Raw genomic sequence first — 20,042 nt, forward strand, 5'->3', positions numbered from 1 at the left:
TGCCGCTGCGCCTGGCGCGCTACGGCGTCCCCCTCGCGGAGACGGCTCCCTCGGGTCTCGCCGCGGCGGGCATCGAGCCGGTGCTGCTGCCGCCCGCGCCGCAGTTGGAGGTGGCGCGCGAGCCGGAGCCGTCGGCCCCCGCCGTAGAGAGCAACGGGGCACCTGTCCGGGAGCAGCTTCCCGCCGCCGGGGCGAGCGAGTTCCCCGAGCAGCCGGAGGATTACGCCGAGCCGCAGAATCCGTGGCTCCAGGCGCGGAGCCCCCAGGAGGTCGCGTACCAGGGCGGCTACGACCCGTCGTACGAGCCGGATGTCGCGGACCAGCAGTGGTACGCGGAGCAGCAGCAGGCCGAGCAGTTCCAGCAGGCCGACCAGTTCCGGCAGTACGAAGAGGAACAGCAGCGGTTCGACCGGCAGCGGTTCGAGCAGCAGGCGTTCCCCCAGCAGCAGTACGCGGACCAGCCCGCCCCTGCGTCCGCCCCCGCCCCGGAGCCCTCTCCGGAGGACACCGGCACGTTCCCGATCCCGGCCGGCCCGGGCCGGACCCGTGAGATGGGTGCGGGCGGCGGCTCGGAACCGACCGAGAACGACTACTACCTGGTCTTCAAGAAGTCGATAGACGGCAGCTATCCGACGTCGGGCCAGTTCCGGGGCAATGTGGAGGCCACGTACGGCACCACGCTCCCGCAACGCGAGGCCGAGCGGATGGTCAACCGCTTCACCAACCGCCACACGGCGGAACTGCAGGAGGACCACATCGCGTAGACACGCCATGACCTACGCGGAAGGGGGCGCCCGGTGATCACCGGGCGCCCCCTTTCTCGTACCGCCGGAGGTCCTACGCGGAGAGCAGCTTGCGGACCCGGTCCTGGCCGACCGCGAGGAGCAGCGTGGGCAGGCGCGGGCCGGTGTCGCGGCCGACGAGCAGGTGGTAGAGGCGGGCGAAGAAGGTGCGCTGGGCGACCTTGATCTCGGCGGGGAGTTCCTTGGCGGTGGCGTCGGCGGAGAAGCCGGCCTGGACCTTGGGAACGCCGTAGACGAGGTGGGTGAGGCCGTCCAGGGACCAGTTGCGCTCCAGTCCGTCGAGGAGCAGGCGCAGCGACTCGCGGCCCTCCTCGTCGAGGGACGTGATGAGCTCGACGTCGGGCTCGTCGCGGACGACGGTGCGCTCCTCGGCGGGGACCTGGGTGTTGATCCAGGTCTCGGCCTTGTCGAGCCGGGGCCGGACCTCGTCGAGGGAGGCGAGCGGATTCTCGGGGTCGAGTTCGCTCAGGATGCGCAGGGTCTGGTCCTCGGCGCCGGCGGTGATGTCGGCGACGGAGGCCAGGGTGCGGTAGGCCATCGGGCGGGGGGTGCGGGGCAGCTCTCCGGCGGCGGTGCCGACGGCGCGGCTGTAGGCGGCGGCGTCGGCGGGCAGCACCGAGCCGTCGGCGACCTTGCCGGCGAGCTTGTCCCACTCGTCGTAGAGCCGCTGGATCTCCTGGTCGAAGGCGATCTTGAACGACTGGTTGGGGCGGCGGCGGGCGTACAGCCAGCGCAGCAGCTGCGGCTCCATGATCTGGAGGGCGTCCGCCGCGGTGGGGACGCCGCCCTTGCTGCTGGACATCTTGGCCATGCCGCTGATGCCGACGAAGGCGTACATGGGGCCGATGGGCTGCTTGCCGCCGAAGAGGCCGACGATCTGCCCGCCGACCTGGAAGCTGGAGCCGGGCGAGGAGTGGTCGACGCCGCTGGGCTCGAAGACGACGCCCTCGTGCGCCCAGCGCATGGGCCAGTCGACCTTCCAGACGAGCTTGCCGCGGTTGAACTCGCTCAGCCGGACGGTCTCGGAGAAGTCGCAGGCGGCGCAGGTGTAGGTCAGCTCGGTCGTCTCGTCGTCGTAGGACGTGACGGTGGTGAGGTCCGTGCCGCACTGCCCGCAGTAGGGCTTGTACGGGTAGTACCCGGACGTCGAGCTGCCGTCGTCCTCGGCGGCGGCGCCGGAGCCCTCCGCGGCCTCCAGCTCGGCCTCGTCGACGGGCTTCTGGCCCTGCTGCTTCTTGGCGGGGGCCTTCTTGGTGCGGTACTGCTCCAGGATGGCGTCGATGTCGCCGCGGTGCTTCATCGCGAACAGGATCTGCTCGCGATAGGCGCCCGAGGTGTACTGCTCGGTCTGGCTGATCCCGTCGTACTCGACGCCGAGGTCGGCGAGCGCCTCGGTCATCGCGGCCTTGAAGTGCTCGGCCCAGTTCGGGTACGCCGAGCCGGCCGGGGCGGGGACGGAGGTCAGCGGCTTGCCGATGTGCTCGGCCCAGGACGCGTCGATGCCCGCGATGCCGGCCGGGACCTTGCGGTACCGGTCGTAGTCGTCCCAGGAGATCAGGTGGCGCACGGTGTACCCGCGGCGGCGGATCTCGTCGGCGACCAGGTGCGGGGTCATGACCTCGCGGAGGTTGCCGAGGTGGATCGGGCCGGAGGGGGAGAGACCGGACGCGACGACCACAGGTTTGCCCGGGGCCCGACGCTCCGACTCCTCGATGACCTCGTCCGCGAAACGGGAGACCCAGTCGGTGGTCTCGGTGCTCTGAGCCACGATCGGCACGTCCTTCTTTCTCATACGCCAGTACGGCTGACGGGACCATTCTCCCAGCTCGGGCCGCAACCGCGAAAACGGCTTTTCACCGCGTGGGATACTGGCTTTCCTGTACTGCACGAACCCGGAACCCGACTAGAACGGCAGCCACTCCATGGCCTCGGTCACGTCCCTCACCGCTTCCGTCCACCAGCGCCTCGCGGACGCCCTCTCGGCAGCTCTGCCGGAGGCCGGTTCCGCGGACCCGCTGCTGCGCCGAAGCGACCGGGCCGACTTCCAGGCCAACGGGATCCTGGCCCTCGCGAAGAAGGCGAAGGCGAACCCGCGCGACCTGGCGACGCAGGTGGTGGCGCAGGTGGCGTCCGGTGACGTGATCAAGGACATCGAGGTCTCCGGGCCCGGCTTCCTGAACATCACGGTCACCGACGGCGCGATCGTCCGGAACCTGGCGGAGCGGTACGCGGACAGCGCGCGCCTCGGGGTGCCCCTCGCGGAGCACCCGGGCACGACGGTGATCGACTACGCCCAGCCGAACGTGGCGAAGGAGATGCACGTCGGTCACCTGCGGTCCGCGGTGATCGGTGACGCGGTGGTGCAGATCCTGGAGTTCACCGGTGAGTCCGTCGTGCGGCGGCACCACATCGGCGACTGGGGCACCCAGTTCGGCATGCTCATCCAGTACCTGATCGAGCACCCGCACGAGCTGGACCACCAGGGCGGCGAGGTCTCCGGCGAGGAGGCCATGTCGAACCTGAACCGGCTCTACAAGGCGGCGCGGACGGTCTTCGACTCCGACGAGGAGTTCAAGACGCGGGCGCGGCGCCGGGTGGTGGACCTCCAGGCGGGCGAGCCGGAGACGCTGGCCATGTGGCAGAAGTTCGTGGACGAGTCGAAGATCTACTTCTACTCGGTCTTCGACAAGCTCGACATGGAGATCCAGGACGCGGACGTGGTCGGCGAGTCCGGCTACAACGACATGCTGGACGAGACGTGCCGGCTGCTGGAGGAGTCGGGCGTCGCGGTCCGTTCGGACGGCGCGCTGTGCGTGTTCTTCGACGACGTGAAGGGCCCGGACGGCAACCCGGTGCCGCTGATCGTGAAGAAGTCGGACGGCGGCTACGGCTACGCGGCCACCGACCTGTCGGCGATCCGTGACCGGGTGTTCAACCTGAAGGCGTCGACGCTGCTGTACGTGGTGGACGCCCGGCAGTCCCTGCACTTCAAGATGGTCTTCGAGACGGCGCGCAGGGCGGGCTGGCTGAACGACGACGTGAAGGCGCACCAGCTGGCGTTCGGCACGGTGCTGGGCAAGGACGGCAAGCCGTTCAAGACCCGTGAGGGCGAGACGGTGCGGCTGGTCGACCTGCTGGACGAGGCGATCGACCGGGCCACGACCGTCGTGCGCGAGAAGGCCGAGAAGGTGGGCCTGAGCGAGTCGGAGATCGAGGAGAACGGCCGGTACGTCGGCATCGGCGCCGTGAAGTACGCGGACCTGTCGACCTCCGCGGTCCGGGACTACAAGTTCGACCTGGACCAGATGGTCTCGCTGAACGGCGACACCTCGGTGTACCTCCAGTACGCGTACGCCCGGGTCCGGTCGATCTTCGGCAAGGCCGGCGACCGTACGCCGGTGGCGCACCCGGAGCTCGAACTGGCCCCGGCGGAGCGGGCGTTGGGTCTGCACCTGGACCGGTTCGGGGAGACGCTGGAGGAGGTCGCCGCGGAGTACGCGCCGCACAAGCTGGCGGCGTATCTCTACCAGCTGGCCTCGCTCTACACGACGTTCTACGACCAGTGCCCGGTCATCAAGCCGGCCCCGGCCCAGGAGGTCGCGGAGAACCGGCTGTTCCTCTGCGACCTGACGGCCCGAACCCTCCACCAGGGCATGTCCCTGCTGGGAATCCGGACGCCCGAGCGGCTCTGACGCCCGGGCTGGACGCACGGACCTCGCGGCCCCGGCGGGACGGTGACCTCACCGTCCCGCCGGGGCCGTCCGGCTGTCAGGCGTAGTAGTGGATCGTGCCGCGCAGCGCGGGCGTGCCGCCCTCGCAGTGCTGGACGAACGTCGCCGCGAACGCCTTCACGGTGCCGTCGTCGTTCAACGCCATTTTTCCGACGGTGAGTTCGCCGGTGCTGCTGTTGCAGCCGCGGCCGTCACCGAAGACGTCGAGGCCGGCGTACGTCTCGTCGTTGCTGCGCCGCGTCTCGTACGTGTGCCCCGCCTCCAGCTTCCGGCCGGTGGGCGGGGTGAGCAGCGCGGTGAAGTAGCCGCGCTTGCCGGAGACGTCGTACTGGATGCCGTCGCCCCACGTGCGGATGCCGAACGTGCTGGTGGCCCCGGTGTGGGTGGCGCTCGCGCCCTGCCCGATGTAGTCCCCGGCGTCACTGGTGTACGCGTAGGACAGCGGGTAGGCCCGGTATTTGACCACCCCGGTGAGTGCCGGGGCGGTCGCGCTCTCGCAGTGCTGGGTGTACGTGGCGTCCAGCAAGGTGATGGCGCCGTCGGCGTCCGTCTCGATCTGGTTGACCGAGAACTGCCCGTACACCTCGTTGCAGCCGCGCCCGTCCCCGGAGACGTCGAGGCCCGGCGAGCGTCCGGTGCGGAACGCCGCGCGCTCGGCGTTCCGGTAGACGCCGGGGTGGAGCTTCTCCCCCTGCGGTGCGGCGAGGTCGACGTCCCACCAGGTGTCGTCGGCCCACGCCCGGAAGCGCACGTACTCCGCGGTGCCGCCCGCGCTGATCGTGGCCGTCTTCGGCGTGTACGACGCGGTGGCGCCCTGGCCTATGTAGTCCCCGGGCTGACTGGTGTGGCTGTATTTGGTCACGGCCACCGGTGTGGTGGTGGCCGCCCCGGCGGGCGCGGCCAGCGCCGTGGTGAGACCGACCGTCGCGGTCAGGCCGGCGAGGACGCCGGTCAGAACGCGTCTCCATCCAGTGCTTCTGGGCACGGATGCCTCCCCCTCCATGAGAGCGGGCGCCCCTGCTGAGCGTCCGCGCCCCTCAAGTAACCAGGGCCACGCACGGCAGTCGAACTATTTCCTCGATCCGTCAACTTCTTTCGGCCGAAGTGGTGTTGGGGCCTTGCGGCCGCCGAACTCGCACCACACCGCCTTGCCCGGGTTCCGTTCGGCGACCCCCCAGCGGTCGGCGAACGCCGCGACCAGCAGCAGGCCCCGGCCGCCCTCGTCGGGTCGGTCGGCGATCCTCGGCGTCCCCGGCCCGCTGTCGTGCACCTCGACCCGCAGGACCGTGCCGTCGTGGCGCAGGAAGACCCGGAAGTGCCGTCCGGGCGGGACGGCGTGCACGAGGGCGTTGGTCGCGAGCTCGCTGACGCAGAGCAACACGTCGTCGGCCTGTTCGGTGCCGGCGAGTCCCCATCCGGCGAGGGTCTCGTGGGCGAAGCGCCTGGCGGCGGGCACGGCCCGCCGATCCCGTCGGAAGAAACGCTCGCGCAGGGGCGGGAGGTGGATGGTCTCGTTCACGGGACGAGAGTTGCGCAGAGTCACTACCGTGGATCACTGCGTGAGGCAGTACGGATTTTCTGTACGGGTTCGTGCGGGGTCGTGTTCGGGCAGGCGTGGGGAGTGGGACCAGCATGAACTCCAGGAGTGTTCCGCGGAAGAAGAACCATTCGGCCATGAAGATGCTGGGCATCCAGGTCGGCACCGCCCGCCGCGCCGCCGGGCTCACTCAACGGGCCCTGAGCGAGCGGCTGATGCTCGACGAGGAGACCGTCGCCTCCATCGAGCAGGGCAGGCGCCCGCTGAAACCCGACCTGGCCGATCTGCTGGACCAAGTCCTGGACACCAAGGGCCTGTTGACGGCAGGCGTGCACAACCTGCCGGAGATCGACCAGTTCCCCATGTGGGCCGAGCTGTACATGGAACACGAGCGGGAGGCCATCGCCCTGTCCTGGTACGACGCCATGGTCCTGCCGGGCCTCCTCCAGACGGAGGCGTACGCCCGAGCGGTCCTGCGCAACCGTGTTCCCGCGTACGACGATGACGAGGTCTGCACCCGTGCGGCCGCCCGCGTCGAACGCCAGGAGATCCTGCACCGGAAGGTCCCGCCGACGCTCAGCTTCATCGTCTGGGAACCGGTGCTGCATCTGGCGATCGGCGACCGGGAGATGCGCAGGGAGCAGCTTCGCCGACTGCTATCTCTTGCCGAACTACCGGGCCTGGCAATCCAGTTCCTGCCCCTGAGTAGCCCGTTCCACGCGGGGCTCAACGGCCCGTTCACCCTGCTGGAGACACCCGACCATCAACACCTCGCCTACACGGAATCCCAGCGCGGCAGCCAGTGGGTTTCCGACCCGGATGAGGTGTCCATCCTCGCGCGCAAATATGCGATGCTGCGGACGCAGGCTCTGACCCCCCAGGACTCCATGAGCTTGCTCGACCGCCTGCTAGGAGAGCAATGAGCACCGAAGCGCTTCAGTGGTTCAAGTCGACCTACAGCGGCGACGAGGGCGGCCAGTGCCTCGAAGTCGCCCACTCCGGGCCCCAGTCCGGCAAAGTGACCGTCGTGCACCTCCGTGACTCCAAGAACCCGGCGGAGCCCGGCCTCCGTGTCTCGCCGCAGGCCTGGGCCGCGTTCACCGCAGCCCAGTAGGAGAGCGGAGCGGCCCCGTTGTCAGTGGGGGCCCCTACAGTCACCGGCATGGCGACTCTTCCCAACCCGCTGCCTCGGCTGGCGGCAGACCCGAGTGGGCGCACCCTCGGGCTCGAACTCCCCGCCGGGAGACTGATCGACGCGACCCACGAAGGGGCGTGGCACGAGCCGTTGGTGTGGCATGCCGAGGAGCGGCCGGCTGACGGGGACTGGTCCGCGGTCGACTCCGCCCGCACGCTCGGGCTGCTGCCGGTGCTGTTGGACGTCGGGGGTTCGCAGAAGGGGCCCGAGGACTGGGAGTTGATGCCCGGCGAGATGTCGTACGCCGGGGACCACGACGCCGACGAGGTGCTGGCCGACTTCTGGGAGCGGTACGCGGCGGACGAGCTCGGGGACGACGGGGACTACGCGGGCCGGGAGGTCGTGGAGAGCCTCTTCGGCAAGCCGGAGCCCTATGACGCGAAGGTCGCGCCGTACGGCCCCGTGTGGCCGGGGCTCGCCCCCGCCGGGCAGCAGGAGGGCGATCCGGACGCGCGTGCGGCGGAGATCGCGGACGCTCTCGGGGATCGCGGCTCGTGGCTGAAGGAACCGCGTCTCGCGCTCGTTCCGGCGCGCCGGAGTGCGGACATCCCGGCGGCGCTCGGCTGGACGGGCCCGCTGAACCACGAGAACGACGTGGCGCGCCTGTGCGCGGTCCTGCGGTCCTGGGAGGACCGCTTCGGGATACGGGTGGTGGCGCTGACCTTCGACCAGTTGGTGGTGTCCGTGGCGGCGCCGCCGACGACCCTGGCGGAGGCCGAGGCGGTCGCCGCCGAGCATTTCGCGTTCTGCCCGGACAACATCACGCAGGGCAGCCACACGGCGTTGCGGACGTATGCCGAGCAGGAGGTGCTGAACGCGCCGGTGTGGTCCTTCTGGTGGGACTGACCGGCGCCGGGGCACCTCCCCGGTGACGACGGGCGGCCAGGGTCAGCCGCGCAGGCCCGAGGCGAGTCGGCGCAGCCCCTCCGCGATCTCGTCCGGGGTCTGCGTGACGAAGCACAGGCGCATCGTCGACGCCTCCGGGGTGCCGGCGTAGAAGGGCGCGCCGGGCACGTACGCCACGCCGTGCTCCACCACCCCACGGAGCAGGGCCGTGGTGTCGTACGGCTCGGGCAGCCGGGCCCAGAGGAACATGCCGCCCTCGGGCCGGGTCCACGTCGACCCGGCCGGGAGGGCGTCGCCGATCCCGGCGAGCATGGCGTCGCGCCGCTCGCGGTAGACGGAGGCGACCCGCGCCACGTGGGCGTCCAGGTCCCGGTCGGCCAGGTACCGCGCGGCGGCGAGCTGGTTGACGGTCGGGGTGTGCAGGTCGGCGGCCTGCTTGGCGACGGCGCAGGCCCGCCGCAGCGCCGCGGGTGCCCGCAGCCAGCCCAGCCGCAATCCGGGTGCCATCACCTTGGAGAAGGACCCGAGGAGCACGGTCCGGTCCCCGGCGCCTTCGAGGGAGGCGATCCACGGAACACGCTCCCCCTCGAAGCGCAGTTCGCCGTAGGGGTCGTCCTCGACGATCCACAGGCCGCGGGTGGCGGCGACGCGGGCGACGGCGGCGCGGCGCTCGGCGGGGAGGGTGCGTCCGGTGGGGTTCTGGAAGGTGGGCACGGTGTAGAGGAGCTTGGGCCGCTCCCGGGCTACCAGGGTGTCGAGCGCCTCGGGGTCGATGCCGTCCTCGTCGCCCGGCACGGCGAGAACGCGGGCCCCCGCGAAGGCGAACGCCTGAAGTGCCGCCAGGTAGCAGGGGCTTTCGACGAGGACGGTGTCGCCCGGCTCCAGCAGGGCCGTGGCGAGCAGCGACAGCGCCTGCTGCGAACCGGTGGTGACGAGCACGTCGTCCGGCTCCGTCGGCAGGCCGCGCACGGCGGTCCGCGCGGCGAGGGCCGTCCGCAGCGCCGGTTCGCCCTCCGTCGTCGAGTACTGCAGGGCCCGTGCGGGTTCCTCGGCGAGGACGTCGCGGTAGGCGGCGGCGATACCGGCCGCGTCGAACAGTTCAGGGGCGGGCAGTCCGCCCGCGAAGTTGATCACCTCGGGGCGGGCGGTGACCGCGAGGATGTCCCGTACCGGTGAGCCTCCGATCGCGGTCGCCCGGGCGGCGAGCGGGGGCACGGGGGCGGTCGTGGCTGCGGGCTCGATGACGGTCACGATGACGGCTCCTTGTCCTGGCGGAGGCCTCGCGGGGGCCGGTGGCCTTCCCGGGGACTGCGGGCGGGCGGCCCCGTCCCCGGGACCGCTCGTGCCCGCACCCTAGGCGGATACGTGCCGCCTACACCCGTCAATTCCGGCATCCGGACGGAGGACCGGGGCGACCTGCCGCGCCGGTGCCCGTCAGGGCCGTGGTGGTCCGTCGGCTACGGCTTGCGGCCCGTCGCCACGTACACGTTGATGTCCGCGTCGGTCACGTCGTTGATGTCGCGGTAGCGGACCATCTCGATGGCGTCGAGCGTGGCCAGGACGTCGGGGTCGGCCTTCTCCGGCGCCGGGGCCCCGCCGTCGGGGCGCCAGTGGTGGGCCGGGACGACACCGGGCTCGTCCAGCACCAGACCGTTCTCGGTGAAGAAGCGCTCGACCTCCGCCCTCGACCGCAGCACGAAGGTGAACCCGCGTTCGGTGTAGGTGCGTTGGACCGCGCGGATGGCTTCGGGGTTCAGGTCCTCGGTGAGGTGGCTGAGGACGATCCGGCTGCCGGACGGCAGCGCCTCGACCAGGTCGCGGACGATCGGGTAGGCCTCCTCGTCCTTCACGAAGTGCAGGATCGCGACCAGCACCAGGACGACCGGCTCGTCGAAGTCCAGTGTCTTGGAGGCCTGTTCGAGGATCTGCGCGGGCTGCTTGAGGTCCGCGTCGATGTAGTCCGTACGCCCCTCGGGTCCGCTGGTGAGGAGGGCGCGGGCGTGGGCGAGGACCACCGGGTCGTTGTCGACGTACACGACCCGCGCGTCCGGGGTGATCCCCTGCGCGATCTGGTGGACGTTCTCCTGGGTCGGCAGCCCGGTGCCGATGTCGAGGAACTGCTTCACGCCGCTCTCCGCCGTCAGCGCCGTCACGGCACGCCGGAGGAAGTCGCGGTTGTGCCGGACGTCGAGGTAGCCCCGCGGGTTCGCGGCGAGCGCGGCGGCGGCCGCGTTGCGGTCGACCGGGTAGTTGTCCTTGCCGCCGAGGAAGACGTCGTAGACCCGGGCGGGGTGCGCCTTGGTGGTGTCGATCCTCCTTCTCAGCTCCGCGGGATCCTGGCTGAGGGCATCACCGGACATGAAACATCTCCCTGGAGAGTCGCGTCATACAACAGGCAACAACCTAGCCCCTGGGGCGACTTGATGATGCCCGTCAGCCGGGAGGAGCGGCCTTGCCCCACTCGCTGCCGCCCAGCGGGTAGTCGAACGCGGGCCGCCCCACGTTCCCGCTGGTCCGGAACGGCCTGCCGTGGTCGTCCACGCGCACGGTGCCGCTCCTCGTCCCGCTGGACCAGTCGAGTTCCAGGTACCAACTCACGTCGTGCGCCTGTGCGTCCGCGAACACGTAGAAGACCTCGGGATCGGACTCGCTCACCTTGTAGGGGAAGTCGCGCTGCCCGCCCTTGAGCGCGACCGACGGACGTCCCGCGTCGAGGTCCACGGTGAACGACTTCGTCTCCACCCCGCCGCCGCAGCCCACGCCCATCGCGAAGTCGTTCCAGGCGAGCGGCGCGCCCTTGTCCAGCACGCGCACGTGCAGCGCCTTCAGGACGACGGTCGACTTCCCCGTCCCCTGCACGGTGAGCGCGAGCAGTTGCTCTCCACCCGGGACCCCGCCGAGCGCGGTGACCCAGCCCCGCGCGTCCGACTCGTTCGGCGGCGGGGGCACCTGCTGCGCGGGCCGGTTCACCAAGTAGTGCTGGCTGCACGGGTCGTCGAACTTGTACGGGTCGACGACGACGGTCGGTGCGCCGGCGCCGGCACCGGCCGCGTCGTCGTCGACGATGCCGTCCTCGTCGACGGCTCCGCCGACCGTCGAGTCGGACGGCTCGGGGCTCCGGGGGTGCGAGGCGGACGGCGAGGCCGATCCGTGGCGCGCGCCGGGTGTCGTGCCGGTCGCGCTCGGGCGCACCGCGGGCGGCACTCCGACGGCCACGGCGCCCTTCTCGGCGTCGTCGTCACCGCTGCCGGATCCGAGCTGCACGGCCAGCACGCTGGACACGACCGCCGTCACGACGACGGCACCGACCCCGGCGAGCACCGCGGACCGCCGGCTCCGCAGCCGGCTCGACCTCACCGGCACGGGCCCGACGGCCGCCTCGCCCTCGCTCGCCGGCCGGCCGTCCGCCGTACCGTCCTCCGTGTCTTTCACCCCCGCGCCGGACACCGCACCGCTCGCGTCCGCGGCCTCGGCCCCCGCCACGACCTCCGCCTCCGGAGCGCCATCGGCCTGGTCCACGGCTCCCGCTCGTCCCGGGCCCTTCCTCCCCCGCAGCGCGTCCGCCAGGACCCACCGCCGGTGCAGCTCCACCAGCTCGTCCGGGGTGGCCCGGCAGACCCGCGCGAGCCGTTCGACGGGCGCGTAGTCCGCCGGTACCGCGTCCCCGTTGACGTACCGGTGCAGCGTGGACGTACTGACGTGCAGCCGCTTGGCGAGTGCCCCGTAGCTGAGACCGGACCGCTCCTTCAGCTCCCGGAGCAGTCCCGCGAACTCGTCCCCCGCCACCGTTCCTCCATCCCCCGTGTCCCGGACCGCGTTCCAGGGAGGTGCCGTTCCCCCAGGTCAGAGCCCATTTTGGCGTTCCAGCGTCCCGTGTTGCCCGCCGGGTGTGGCGGCCGGGACGGATCACCGCACAAGCTGCTGCCATCCAAGCACGCCGCTCCCCACGACCGGTCGAGCGGCCGTTCCACCGGCGACATCCCAGGGGGATCACCCATGTCCGCACGCACCATCCGCACCCGTCTGCTCGCCGCCTCCACGATCGCGCTCACCGCGTTCGCCCTCACGGCGTGCGGCAACGGGGACGGCGTCCGCGACGAGGGCCCGTCCGCCGGGGCCCGCTCCTCGGCCCGGCCCAGCGAGGGGGCGGCCGGCGGCACGACGGCGAAGCCCGCGGGCACCCGCACCGCCACAGGCTCGACGAACGGTACGAAGGGCACCGGCACCACCACGGGCTCGAAGGGCACCGGCGCCACCGGGTCCACGGGTGGCTCCGCGGGCAAGAACGGCAGCGGCACCCGGAATCCGGCGTGCGTCGGCGCCACCACCCGGACGACCGCGACGGTCGTCTCCCGCCCGCTCGACCACCTGCTGCTCACCGTCACCAACAAGGGCTCGAAGAACTGCGACCTGACCGGCTACCCGATCGTCCGCTTCAGCGAGGCCCAGTCCGTCCCGCCGGTCGCGGAGGAGACGCACCCGCAGGCGGTCGTCACGCTCGCTCCCGGCGAGTCCGGCTACGCGGGCGTCCTCCTGTCGGCGGCCGACGGCAGCGGTGTCCACGGCTACACGGCCAAGACCCTGGAGGTCTACTTCGGCGACAAGGGCGGCAGTGCCCGCCCCGCGCTCCCCGCGAAGGGCGTCTACATCGACGAGAAGCTCACGGTGACGTACTGGCAGCAGGACCTGGACACGGCGCTCTCGTACTGAGCGCGGAGCCTGCCGCACCCGGCACGTCCAGAAGCCGTGCCGGGCACGGCCGTTGAGGCTCGTGATCACCGTTTCGCCGGACGGCCCCATGGCATACGCTGCCGGACGGCGAAACGACGATCCGCACGATGAGCCGAGAGGTCGATGACACAGGAGCCGGGGTCACACGGACGGGACGCCGGTCCGGCCGGGGCTCCCGGCGACGGTTCCGCGCATCCGCGACCCGGTGACACGTGGAACTCGGGCCTCGCGGCGGAGGAGTTCGCCGCGATCAGGGGTGCCGGGTTCGAGCCGGTCGGACAGGTCCTCGGCACCACCGTCCAGGGCATCGGGTACAGCGGCGTCTGGGGCTGCCCGGGTGCGTGGTCGGGCGACGCGGGCGCTCCGTCCTCACCGTGGTCGTCGTCGTTCGCACCGCTGGTGAGGACGCTGTACGCGGCGCGCAGGCTGGCCCTGTCCCGCGCGGTGGCCGAGTGCGCCGCGCTGGCCGGTGACGGGATCGTCGGGGTGCGCCTGAGGATCTCCGAATTCCCTCCCGGAGGAGTCGAGTTCACCGTACGGGGCACCGCGGTCCGGGCCCGCTCGCGGATCCGCCCGCGCCGGCCCTTCACCTCGCACCTGAGCGCCCAGGACTTCGCCGGGCTGATCCACACCGGCTGGGTTCCCGCGGGACTCGCCTTCGGCATCGCGCTCGCCACCCGGCACGACGACTGGCGCACCTCACGCCGGATCTCCTGGACCGCGCCGGACCTCTAGCGCAGGTTCCGCGCGACCTCGGTCGCCCAGTACGTGAGGATGTTCTGCGCACCGGCCCGCTTGATTCCGGAGAGGGACTCCATGATCGCCTTGTCCCGGTCGATCCAGCCCTTCTCCGCGGCGGCCTCGATCATCGAGTACTCGCCGGAGATCTGGTACGCGACGACCGGCACGTCCGACGCGTCGGCGACCCGGGCGAGGATGTCGAGGTAGGGGCCGGCCGGCTTCACCATCACCATGTCGGCGCCCTCCTCCAGGTCGAGCGCCAACTCCCGCAGGGACTCACGGGCGTTGGCCGGGTCCTGCTGGTACGTCTTGCGGTCGCCCTTGAGCGAGGAACCGACGGCCTCCCGGAAGGGGCCGTAGAAGGCGGAGGAGTACTTGACGGTGTAGGCGAGGATGGCGACGTCCTCACGGCCGATCTGGTCGAGGGCGTCCCGGACGACGCCGATCTGGCCGTCCATCATGCCGCTGGGGCCCACGATGTGGGCGCCGGCGTCGGCCTGCACCTGGGCCATCTCGGCGTACCGCTCCAGGGTGGCGTCGTTGTCGACCCGTCCCTGCTCGTCGAGCACGCCGCAGTGCCCGTGGTCGGTCGTCTCGTCGAGGCACAGGTCGGACATCACGAGGAGTTCGTCGCCGACCTCGGCGCGGACGTCGCGCAGGGCGACCTGGAGGATGCCGTCCGGGTCCGTGCCGGGCGTCCCGACGGCGTCCTTCTTCTCGTCCTCGGGAACACCGAACAGCATGATCCCGGAGACCCCGGCCTCCAGCGCCTCCACGGCGGCCTTCCGCAGACTGTCCCGGGTGTGCTGCACGACCCCGGGCATCGCGGCGATCGGCACCGGCTCGCTGACACCCTCGCGCACGAACGCGGGGAGGATCAGATCGGCGGGGTGCAGCCGGGTCTCGGCGACCATCCGACGCATGGCGGGCGTGGTACGCAGCCGCCGGGGACGCGTACCGGGAAAGGATCCGTACTTCGTCATGACATCTACGCTACGCCCGCCACAAGGCCACCTATACCGACGCCCTGTCGGAGCCGGCAGACCACACGATCCACCCCTCCGACGGGAGTCGATCCAGCCCCTCCGGCGTTTGAGGAGCGGGGTCCGGGGCGCAGCCCCAGGGACGGGAAGGGAAGGGGCGGAGGGGGCGAGAACCCCACCCCGCCCCCACCTGCGTCAGGTGGTGCGTCGGCGGCGAGAGCCCGGCCGGCGCTCACTGGGCCGCGTAACCGGGTCCCCGGCGTCGAGCGCGGCAGCACGCCGCCGCAACCCGAAGTCGGCCAAGGCCTCGGCCAACTTGTGCACGGACGGCTCAGGAGCCATCACATCGACCCGCAGCCCGTGCTCCTCGGCCGTCTTGGCCGTGGCGGGACCGATACAGGCGATCACCGTCACGTTGTGCGGCTTGCCCGCGATACCGACCAGGTTCCGCACGGTCGACGACGAGGTGAAGAGCACCGCGTCGAACCCGCCACCCTTGATCGCCTCACGGGTGTCGGACGGCGGCGGCGACGCCCGCACGGTGCGGTACGCCGTGACGTCGTCGACCTCCCAGCCCAGCTCGATGAGCCCGGCCACCAGGGTCTCGGTGGCGATGTCGGCACGCGGCAGGAACACCCGGTCGATCGGGTCGAAGACCGGGTCGTAGGGCGGCCAGTCCTCCAGGAGACCCGCGGCGGACTGCTCACCGCTCGGCACCAGGTCCGGCTTCACGCCGAAGGCGATGAGCGCGGTCGCGGTCTGCTCGCCGACCGCGGCGACCTTGATGCCCGCGAACGCACGGGCGTCGAGCCCGTACTCCTCGAACTTCTCGCGCACGGCCTTGACGGCGTTCACCGAGGTGAACGCGATCCACTCGTAGCGGCCGGTGACCAGGCCCTTGACCGCGCGCTCCATCTGCTGGGGGGTGCGCGGGGGTTCGACGGCGATCGTCGGAACCTCGTGCGGCACGGCCCCGTACGACCGCAGCTGGTCGGAGAGCGACGCCGCCTGCTCCTTCGTCCGCGGCACGAGGACCTTCCAGCCGAACAGCGGCTTGGACTCGAACCACGACAACTGGTCGCGCTGGGCGGCGGAGGAACGCTCACCGACCACGGCTATCACCGGGCGGCCACCGTCCGGGGACGGCAGCACCTTCGCCTGCTTCAGCGTCTGCGCGATCGTGCCGAGGGTGGCCGACCAGGTGCGCTGACGGGTCGTCGTACCGGCGATCGTCACCGACATCGGGGTGTCGGGCTTGCGGCCGGAGGCCACCAGCTCCCCCGCGGCCGCGGCCACCGAGTCGAGCGTCGCCGACACGACGACGGTGCCGTCGGAGGCGCCGACCTCGGTCCAGCAGCGGTCGGAGGCGGTCCGCGCGTCGACGAACCGGACGTCCGCGCCCTGCGCGTCCCGCAGCGGAACACCCGCGTAGGCGGGCACCCCGACGGCGGCGGCGATGCCGGGCACGACCTCGAACGGAACACCCGCGGCGGCGCAGGCGAGCATTTCCTCCGCGGCGTACGTATCTAGTCCCGGGTCCCCGGACACCGCGCGTACGACCCGCTTGCCGCCCCGTGCGGCCGTCATGACAAGATTGGCGGCATCCCTCGACGCGGGGTCACCAACGGTTGTTGACGTGCCGTCAACAACCGTCAGCTGAGGCGTGCCTGTGCTCTGGTACGTATCCGGCGAAGTGTCCGGATCCGTGTTCAGAACAGCGACGCCTTGTCTGGCATGTACGCGCACCACGTCGAGCACGTCGTGCTCGGCGACGAGGACGTCCGCGTTCGCCAGCGCCTCGACGGCGCGCAGTGTCAACAGCCCTGGATCTCCGGGTCCGGCACCCAGGAAGGTGACGTGCCCGTGGTCCGGACCGGCGGGAAGATTGGTGGGGCTCAAAGTGCTCGCTCCCCCATCAGACCGGCCGCGCCCTTGGCAAGCATCTCGGCGGCGAGTTCACGGCCGAGCGCCATTGCTTGGTCATGTGTCTCGGGCACGGGACCGGTGGTGGACAGCTGCACCAGCGTCGAGCCGTCGGTCGTGCCGACGACGCCGCGCAGGCGCATCTCCTTGACAGTCTGCCCGTCGGCCAGGAGGTCGGCGAACGCGCCCACAGGTGCGCTGCAGCCGGCCTCCAGGGCGGCAAGCAGAGATCGCTCGGCGGTCACGGCGGCCCGCGTGAGCGGGTCGTCGAGCTCTCCGAGCGCGGCGACGAGGTCCGCGTTGTTCGCGGCACACTCGATCGCCAACGCCCCCTGGCCGGGGGCGGGCAGAACGGTGTCGACCGAAAGGAAGTCGGTGACCTCGTCGATGCGGCCGATCCGGTTCAGTCCGGCGGCGGCGAGCACGACGGCGTCGAGCTCCCCGTCGCGGACGAATCCGACGCGGGTGTCGATGTTCCCGCGGATGGCGACCGTCTCGATCGTCAGACCGTGGCTGCGCGCGTACGCGTTCAGCTGGGCCATGCGGCGCGGCGAACCGGTGCCCACGCGGGCGCCGTCCGGCAGCTCCGCGAAGGTCAGCCCGTCGCGGGCCACGAGCACGTCCCGCACGTCCTCGCGCACCGGCACGGCGGCCAGCGCGAGGTCCTCGGGCTGCGCGGTCGGCAGGTCCTTCAGGGAGTGCACGGCGAAGTCGACCTCACCGCGCACCAATGCCTCACGCAGGGCGGTCACGAAGACGCCCGTACCGCCGATCTGTGCCAGGTGCTCGCGGGAAACGTCGCCGTACGTCGTGATCTCGACGAGCTCGACGGGCCGTCCGGTCACCTGGCTCACGGCTTCCGCCACCTGCCCGGACTGGGCCATGGCGAGTTTGCTGCGCCTGGTCCCGAGCCTCAAAGCCTGCTCACTCATGCTCGCCCTCGGTTCTTGGCGTTCTCGGTGTTGTTCTCGGCCCGCGAGACGGCGGCGACCGTCTCCGGGTCCAGGTCGAACAGGGTCCGCAGTGCGTCCGCGTACCCGGCACCGCCGGGCTCGGCGGCCAGTTGCTTGACCCGTACGGTCGGAGCGTGCAGCAGCTTGTCGACGACCCGGCGCACGGTCTGACCGATCTCGCCGCGCTGCTTGTCGTCGAGGTCCGGCAGCCGTCCGTCCAGCCGCGCGATCTCGTTCGCGACGACGTCGGCTGCCATGGCGCGCAGCGCCACGACGGTGGGGGTGATGTGCGCGGCCCGCTGCGCCGCGCCGAACGCGGCGACCTCGTCGGAGACGATCCGGCGGACCTGGTCGACGTCGGCGGCCATCGGCGCGTCGGCGGAGGCCTCGGCCAGCGACTCGATGTCGACGAGGCGCGCACCGAGCAGCCGGTGCACGGCGGCGTCGATGTCCCGGGGCATCGCGAGGTCGAGCAGCGCGAGCACCGGCGCGGGGCGCGGCACGCGGGCGACGGGCTCGGGCCTGCGACGCTCGGGGATGCGGCCGACCGTCGCGGCCGTGGCGGCCAGCGCGGTGATCAGCTCGGCGTCGGCGTCGGGCGTACCGCGGGTGTCGCGGCGCTCGTCGGTGCCGGTGCCCTTGTCCACCCAGACCGCGTGCTGCTCCAGGGTGGCCGCGTCCATACCGGCGACGGCGGCCTCGCCCATGACGGAGAAGCCGGACGCGCCCTGGACGGCGGACAGGTCCAGGGGACAGCCGTCGTCGGTTCCGATGCCGGCGGGGGCGAGCTGTCCGTCGGGCCCCGCGGGCGTCTCGTCGCGGACGGCGACGGGGCTGCCGGTCCGTCCCTCGACGGCGGCCGCGACGGAGTCGGCGCTCAGCACGAGCCCGGTCGCGCCCGTGCAGGAGACGGCGATGTCGGCACGTGTCAGCTCGGCCGGCACCGCGTCCATCGGTACCGCGCGGGCCAGCACGTCCGTGTCGTCGCCGCCGGAGAGGATCTCGGCGAGGCGCTCGGCGCGGTCGGGGGTGCGGTTGGCGATCACGATCTCGCCGACTCCGGCGCGCGCGAGCGTCGCCGCGGCCAGCGAGGACATCGAGCCCGCGCCGATCACGAGGGCCTTCTTGCCCTTGGCCCAGGCCTCGACGGCCCGCCCGGCGGACAGCTGCTCCAGGCCGAAGGTGACCAGGGACTGTCCCGCCCGGTCGATGCCGGTCTCGGAGTGGGCCCGCTTGCCGACCCGCAGCGCCTGCTGGAACAGGTCGTTCAGGAGACGGCCCGCCGTGTGCAGTTCCTGCGCGGTGGCGAGCGCGTCCTTGATCTGGCCGAGGATCTGGCCCTCGCCGACGACCATCGAGTCCAGACCGCAGGCCACCGAGAAGAGGTGGTGGACGGCCCGGTCCTCGTAGTGCACGTACAGGTGGGGGGTGAGCTCCTCCAGCCCGACGCCGCTGTGCTGGGCGAGCAGGGTGGACAGCTCGGCGACGCCCGCGTGGAACTTGTCCACGTCGGCGTACAGCTCGATGCGGTTGCAGGTGGCGAGGACGGCGCCCTCGGTGGCCGGCTCGGCGGCGAGGGTGTCCTGGAGCAGCTTGACCTGGGCGTCCGCGGACAGCGCGGCCCGCTCCAGAACGCTGACCGGGGCGCTGCGGTGGCTCAGCCCGACGACGAGGAGACTCATGCCGGCATCACCGCGGGAAGGTCTCCGTCGGGTCCCTTGCCGTCGTTCTCGCGCGCGGCCCGGTCGGCGGCACCGGCCTGCGCCTCGGCCTCCTCGCCGGCCTTGCGCTGCTCGTGGAACGCGAGGATCTGCAGCTCGATGGAGAGGTCGACCTTGCGCACGTCGACGCCGTCCGGAACGGTCAGGACGGTCGGCGCGAAGTTCAGGATGGACGTGACTCCGGCGGCCACCAGGCGGTCGCAGACCTGCTGGGCGGCTCCGGCCGGGGTGGCGATGACACCGATCGAGACACCGTTCTCGTCGATGATCTTTTCCAGCTCGTCCGTGTGCTGGACCGGGATGCCGGCCACGGGCTTTCCGGCCATCGCGGGGTCCGCGTCCATAAGCGCCGCGACACGGAATCCGCGGGAGGCGAACCCTCCGTAATTGGCCAGTGCCGCACCGAGGTTACCGATACCGACGATCACAACCGGCCAGTCCTGGGTGAGGCCCAGTTCGCGGGAGATCTGGTACACGAGATACTCGACGTCGTAGCCCACGCCGCGCGTCCCGTAGGAGCCGAGGTAGGAGAAGTCCTTGCGCAACTTCGCGGAGTTGACCCCCGCCGCGGCCGCGAGCTCCTCCGAGGAGACCGTGGGTACCGAGCGTTCCGACAGTGCGGTGAGGGCTCGGAGGTACAGCGGAAGCCGGGCGACGGTGGCCTCGGGAATCCCTCGGCTGCGGGTCGCCGGTCGGTGAGTTCGGCCAGTTGCCACGGTGCTCCTGCGGGTAGAGCGGGGCTGCAGGCGGTCACACGTACCTAGACCGCCCCGTCGAATGCAGGCTATGTCTTTGTGAACGCGTGCACAAAGATGGTGTCCGATTTGCCCGGCCAACGTGACCGGGGTCACGCATGTCCTGCGCGCGCCTATGGAACC

The 20,042-nt window shown here is 71.5% G+C and carries 17 protein-coding genes and 1 pseudogene; 7 read left to right on the forward strand and 11 right to left on the reverse strand.

All coding sequences use genetic code 11. From position 1 onward, the window contains the following. Positions 1 to 764 (forward strand): annotated as a pseudogene (locus AB0C62_RS39760) (hypothetical protein); the annotation flags it as partial. Between the two features lie 73 nt (positions 765 to 837). On the opposite strand, the gene lysS reads toward AB0C62_RS39760, so the two are convergent. Beyond that, on the reverse strand, positions 838 to 2,580 hold the full coding sequence (gene lysS, locus AB0C62_RS39765) for a lysine--tRNA ligase (RefSeq protein WP_362981920.1): 1,743 nt from the start codon (positions 2,578 to 2,580) through the stop codon (positions 838 to 840). Between the two features lie 145 nt (positions 2,581 to 2,725). Here lysS and argS point away from each other — a divergent pair, with 145 nt between their 5' ends. Further along, positions 2,726 to 4,495, forward strand: a complete 1,770-nt coding sequence (gene argS, locus AB0C62_RS39770) for an arginine--tRNA ligase (RefSeq protein WP_362981871.1) — start codon at positions 2,726 to 2,728, stop codon at positions 4,493 to 4,495. Positions 4,496 to 4,571: 76 nt separating this feature from the next. On the opposite strand, the gene AB0C62_RS39775 is transcribed toward argS, so the two are convergent. Together AB0C62_RS39775 and AB0C62_RS39780 are read right to left on the reverse strand one after the other, a co-directional pair. Then, positions 4,572 to 5,519, reverse strand: coding sequence for a hypothetical protein (locus AB0C62_RS39775; RefSeq protein WP_362981873.1), 948 nt, complete (start codon positions 5,517 to 5,519; stop codon positions 4,572 to 4,574). A gap of 84 nt (positions 5,520 to 5,603) precedes the next feature. Beyond that, positions 5,604 to 6,053 (reverse strand): ATP-binding protein, encoded by a 450-nt coding sequence (locus AB0C62_RS39780; protein WP_362981875.1) that lies wholly within the window; start codon positions 6,051 to 6,053, stop codon positions 5,604 to 5,606. A 113-nt stretch (positions 6,054 to 6,166) separates the two neighbouring features. Here AB0C62_RS39780 and AB0C62_RS39785 point away from each other — a divergent pair, with 113 nt between their 5' ends. Genes AB0C62_RS39785 through AB0C62_RS39795 form a run of 3 tightly spaced genes read left to right on the forward strand, consistent with a single transcriptional unit; the run spans position 6,167 to position 8,112 of the window. Then, positions 6,167 to 6,994 carry a helix-turn-helix transcriptional regulator gene (locus AB0C62_RS39785; RefSeq protein WP_362981877.1) on the forward strand — a complete coding sequence of 276 codons (828 nt, stop codon included), beginning with the start codon at positions 6,167 to 6,169 and terminating at the stop codon, positions 6,992 to 6,994. Then, entirely contained in the window at positions 6,991 to 7,185 is a 195-nt protein-coding gene (locus AB0C62_RS39790; protein WP_362981879.1) for a DUF397 domain-containing protein, read from the forward strand. The genes AB0C62_RS39785 and AB0C62_RS39790 overlap by 4 nt, the downstream gene beginning before the upstream one ends. Before the next feature lie 48 nt (positions 7,186 to 7,233). Beyond that, positions 7,234 to 8,112, forward strand: a complete 879-nt coding sequence (locus tag AB0C62_RS39795) for a DUF4253 domain-containing protein (RefSeq protein ID WP_362981881.1) — start codon at positions 7,234 to 7,236, stop codon at positions 8,110 to 8,112. A gap of 42 nt (positions 8,113 to 8,154) precedes the next feature. Here the strand turns inward: AB0C62_RS39795 and AB0C62_RS39800 are convergent, their stop codons facing one another. From AB0C62_RS39800 to AB0C62_RS39810, 3 genes are all read right to left on the reverse strand, one after another. Next, entirely contained in the window at positions 8,155 to 9,363 is a 1,209-nt protein-coding gene (locus AB0C62_RS39800; RefSeq protein ID WP_362981883.1) for a PLP-dependent aminotransferase family protein, read from the reverse strand. A 206-nt stretch (positions 9,364 to 9,569) separates the two neighbouring features. Further along, positions 9,570 to 10,472 (reverse strand): SAM-dependent methyltransferase, encoded by a 903-nt coding sequence (locus AB0C62_RS39805; RefSeq protein WP_362981885.1) that lies wholly within the window; start codon positions 10,470 to 10,472, stop codon positions 9,570 to 9,572. Between the two features lie 73 nt (positions 10,473 to 10,545). Beyond that, positions 10,546 to 11,898: a helix-turn-helix transcriptional regulator gene (locus AB0C62_RS39810; protein WP_362981887.1), complete on the reverse strand. Its 1,353-nt coding sequence runs from the start codon at positions 11,896 to 11,898 to the stop codon at positions 10,546 to 10,548. A gap of 210 nt (positions 11,899 to 12,108) precedes the next feature. Between AB0C62_RS39810 and AB0C62_RS39815 the strand changes: the two genes are divergently transcribed. Together AB0C62_RS39815 and AB0C62_RS39820 are read left to right on the forward strand one after the other, a co-directional pair. After that, positions 12,109 to 12,822, forward strand: coding sequence for a DUF4232 domain-containing protein (locus AB0C62_RS39815; protein ID WP_362981889.1), 714 nt, complete (start codon positions 12,109 to 12,111; stop codon positions 12,820 to 12,822). A gap of 144 nt (positions 12,823 to 12,966) precedes the next feature. Further along, the gene (locus AB0C62_RS39820; protein ID WP_362981891.1) at positions 12,967 to 13,578 is read left to right on the forward strand and encodes a heavy metal-binding domain-containing protein; all 612 of its coding nucleotides are present in this window, start codon (positions 12,967 to 12,969) and stop codon (positions 13,576 to 13,578) included. Here AB0C62_RS39820 and hemB read toward each other — a convergent pair. The 5 genes from hemB to AB0C62_RS39845 all read right to left on the reverse strand — a co-directional run bounded on the left by hemB (position 13,575) and on the right by AB0C62_RS39845 (position 19,880). Beyond that, entirely contained in the window at positions 13,575 to 14,567 is a 993-nt protein-coding gene (gene hemB / locus AB0C62_RS39825) for a porphobilinogen synthase (RefSeq protein WP_362981893.1), read from the reverse strand. The two genes, AB0C62_RS39820 and hemB, sit on opposite strands and share 4 nt — an antisense overlap. 195 nt (positions 14,568 to 14,762) lie before the next feature. Further along, positions 14,763 to 16,466 carry a bifunctional uroporphyrinogen-III C-methyltransferase/uroporphyrinogen-III synthase gene (locus AB0C62_RS39830; protein WP_351429317.1) on the reverse strand — a complete coding sequence of 568 codons (1,704 nt, stop codon included), beginning with the start codon at positions 16,464 to 16,466 and terminating at the stop codon, positions 14,763 to 14,765. After that, positions 16,463 to 17,422 (reverse strand): hydroxymethylbilane synthase, encoded by a 960-nt coding sequence (hemC, locus tag AB0C62_RS39835; protein WP_362981896.1) that lies wholly within the window; start codon positions 17,420 to 17,422, stop codon positions 16,463 to 16,465. Before hemC ends, AB0C62_RS39830 begins: the two co-directional genes overlap by 4 nt. Next, a complete protein-coding gene (locus AB0C62_RS39840; RefSeq protein ID WP_362981898.1) occupies positions 17,419 to 19,125 on the reverse strand; it encodes a glutamyl-tRNA reductase in 1,707 nt (568 codons plus the stop codon). The genes hemC and AB0C62_RS39840 overlap by 4 nt, the downstream gene beginning before the upstream one ends. Continuing rightward, complete coding sequence (locus AB0C62_RS39845) at positions 19,122 to 19,880, reverse strand: redox-sensing transcriptional repressor Rex (RefSeq protein ID WP_362981900.1); 759 nt, start codon at positions 19,878 to 19,880, stop codon at positions 19,122 to 19,124. The genes AB0C62_RS39840 and AB0C62_RS39845 overlap by 4 nt, the downstream gene beginning before the upstream one ends. Between the last annotated feature and the right edge of the window lie 162 nt (positions 19,881 to 20,042).

This window comes from Streptomyces sp. NPDC048643 (assembly GCF_040650615.1).
GTDB lineage: Bacteria > Actinomycetota > Actinomycetes > Streptomycetales > Streptomycetaceae > Streptomyces.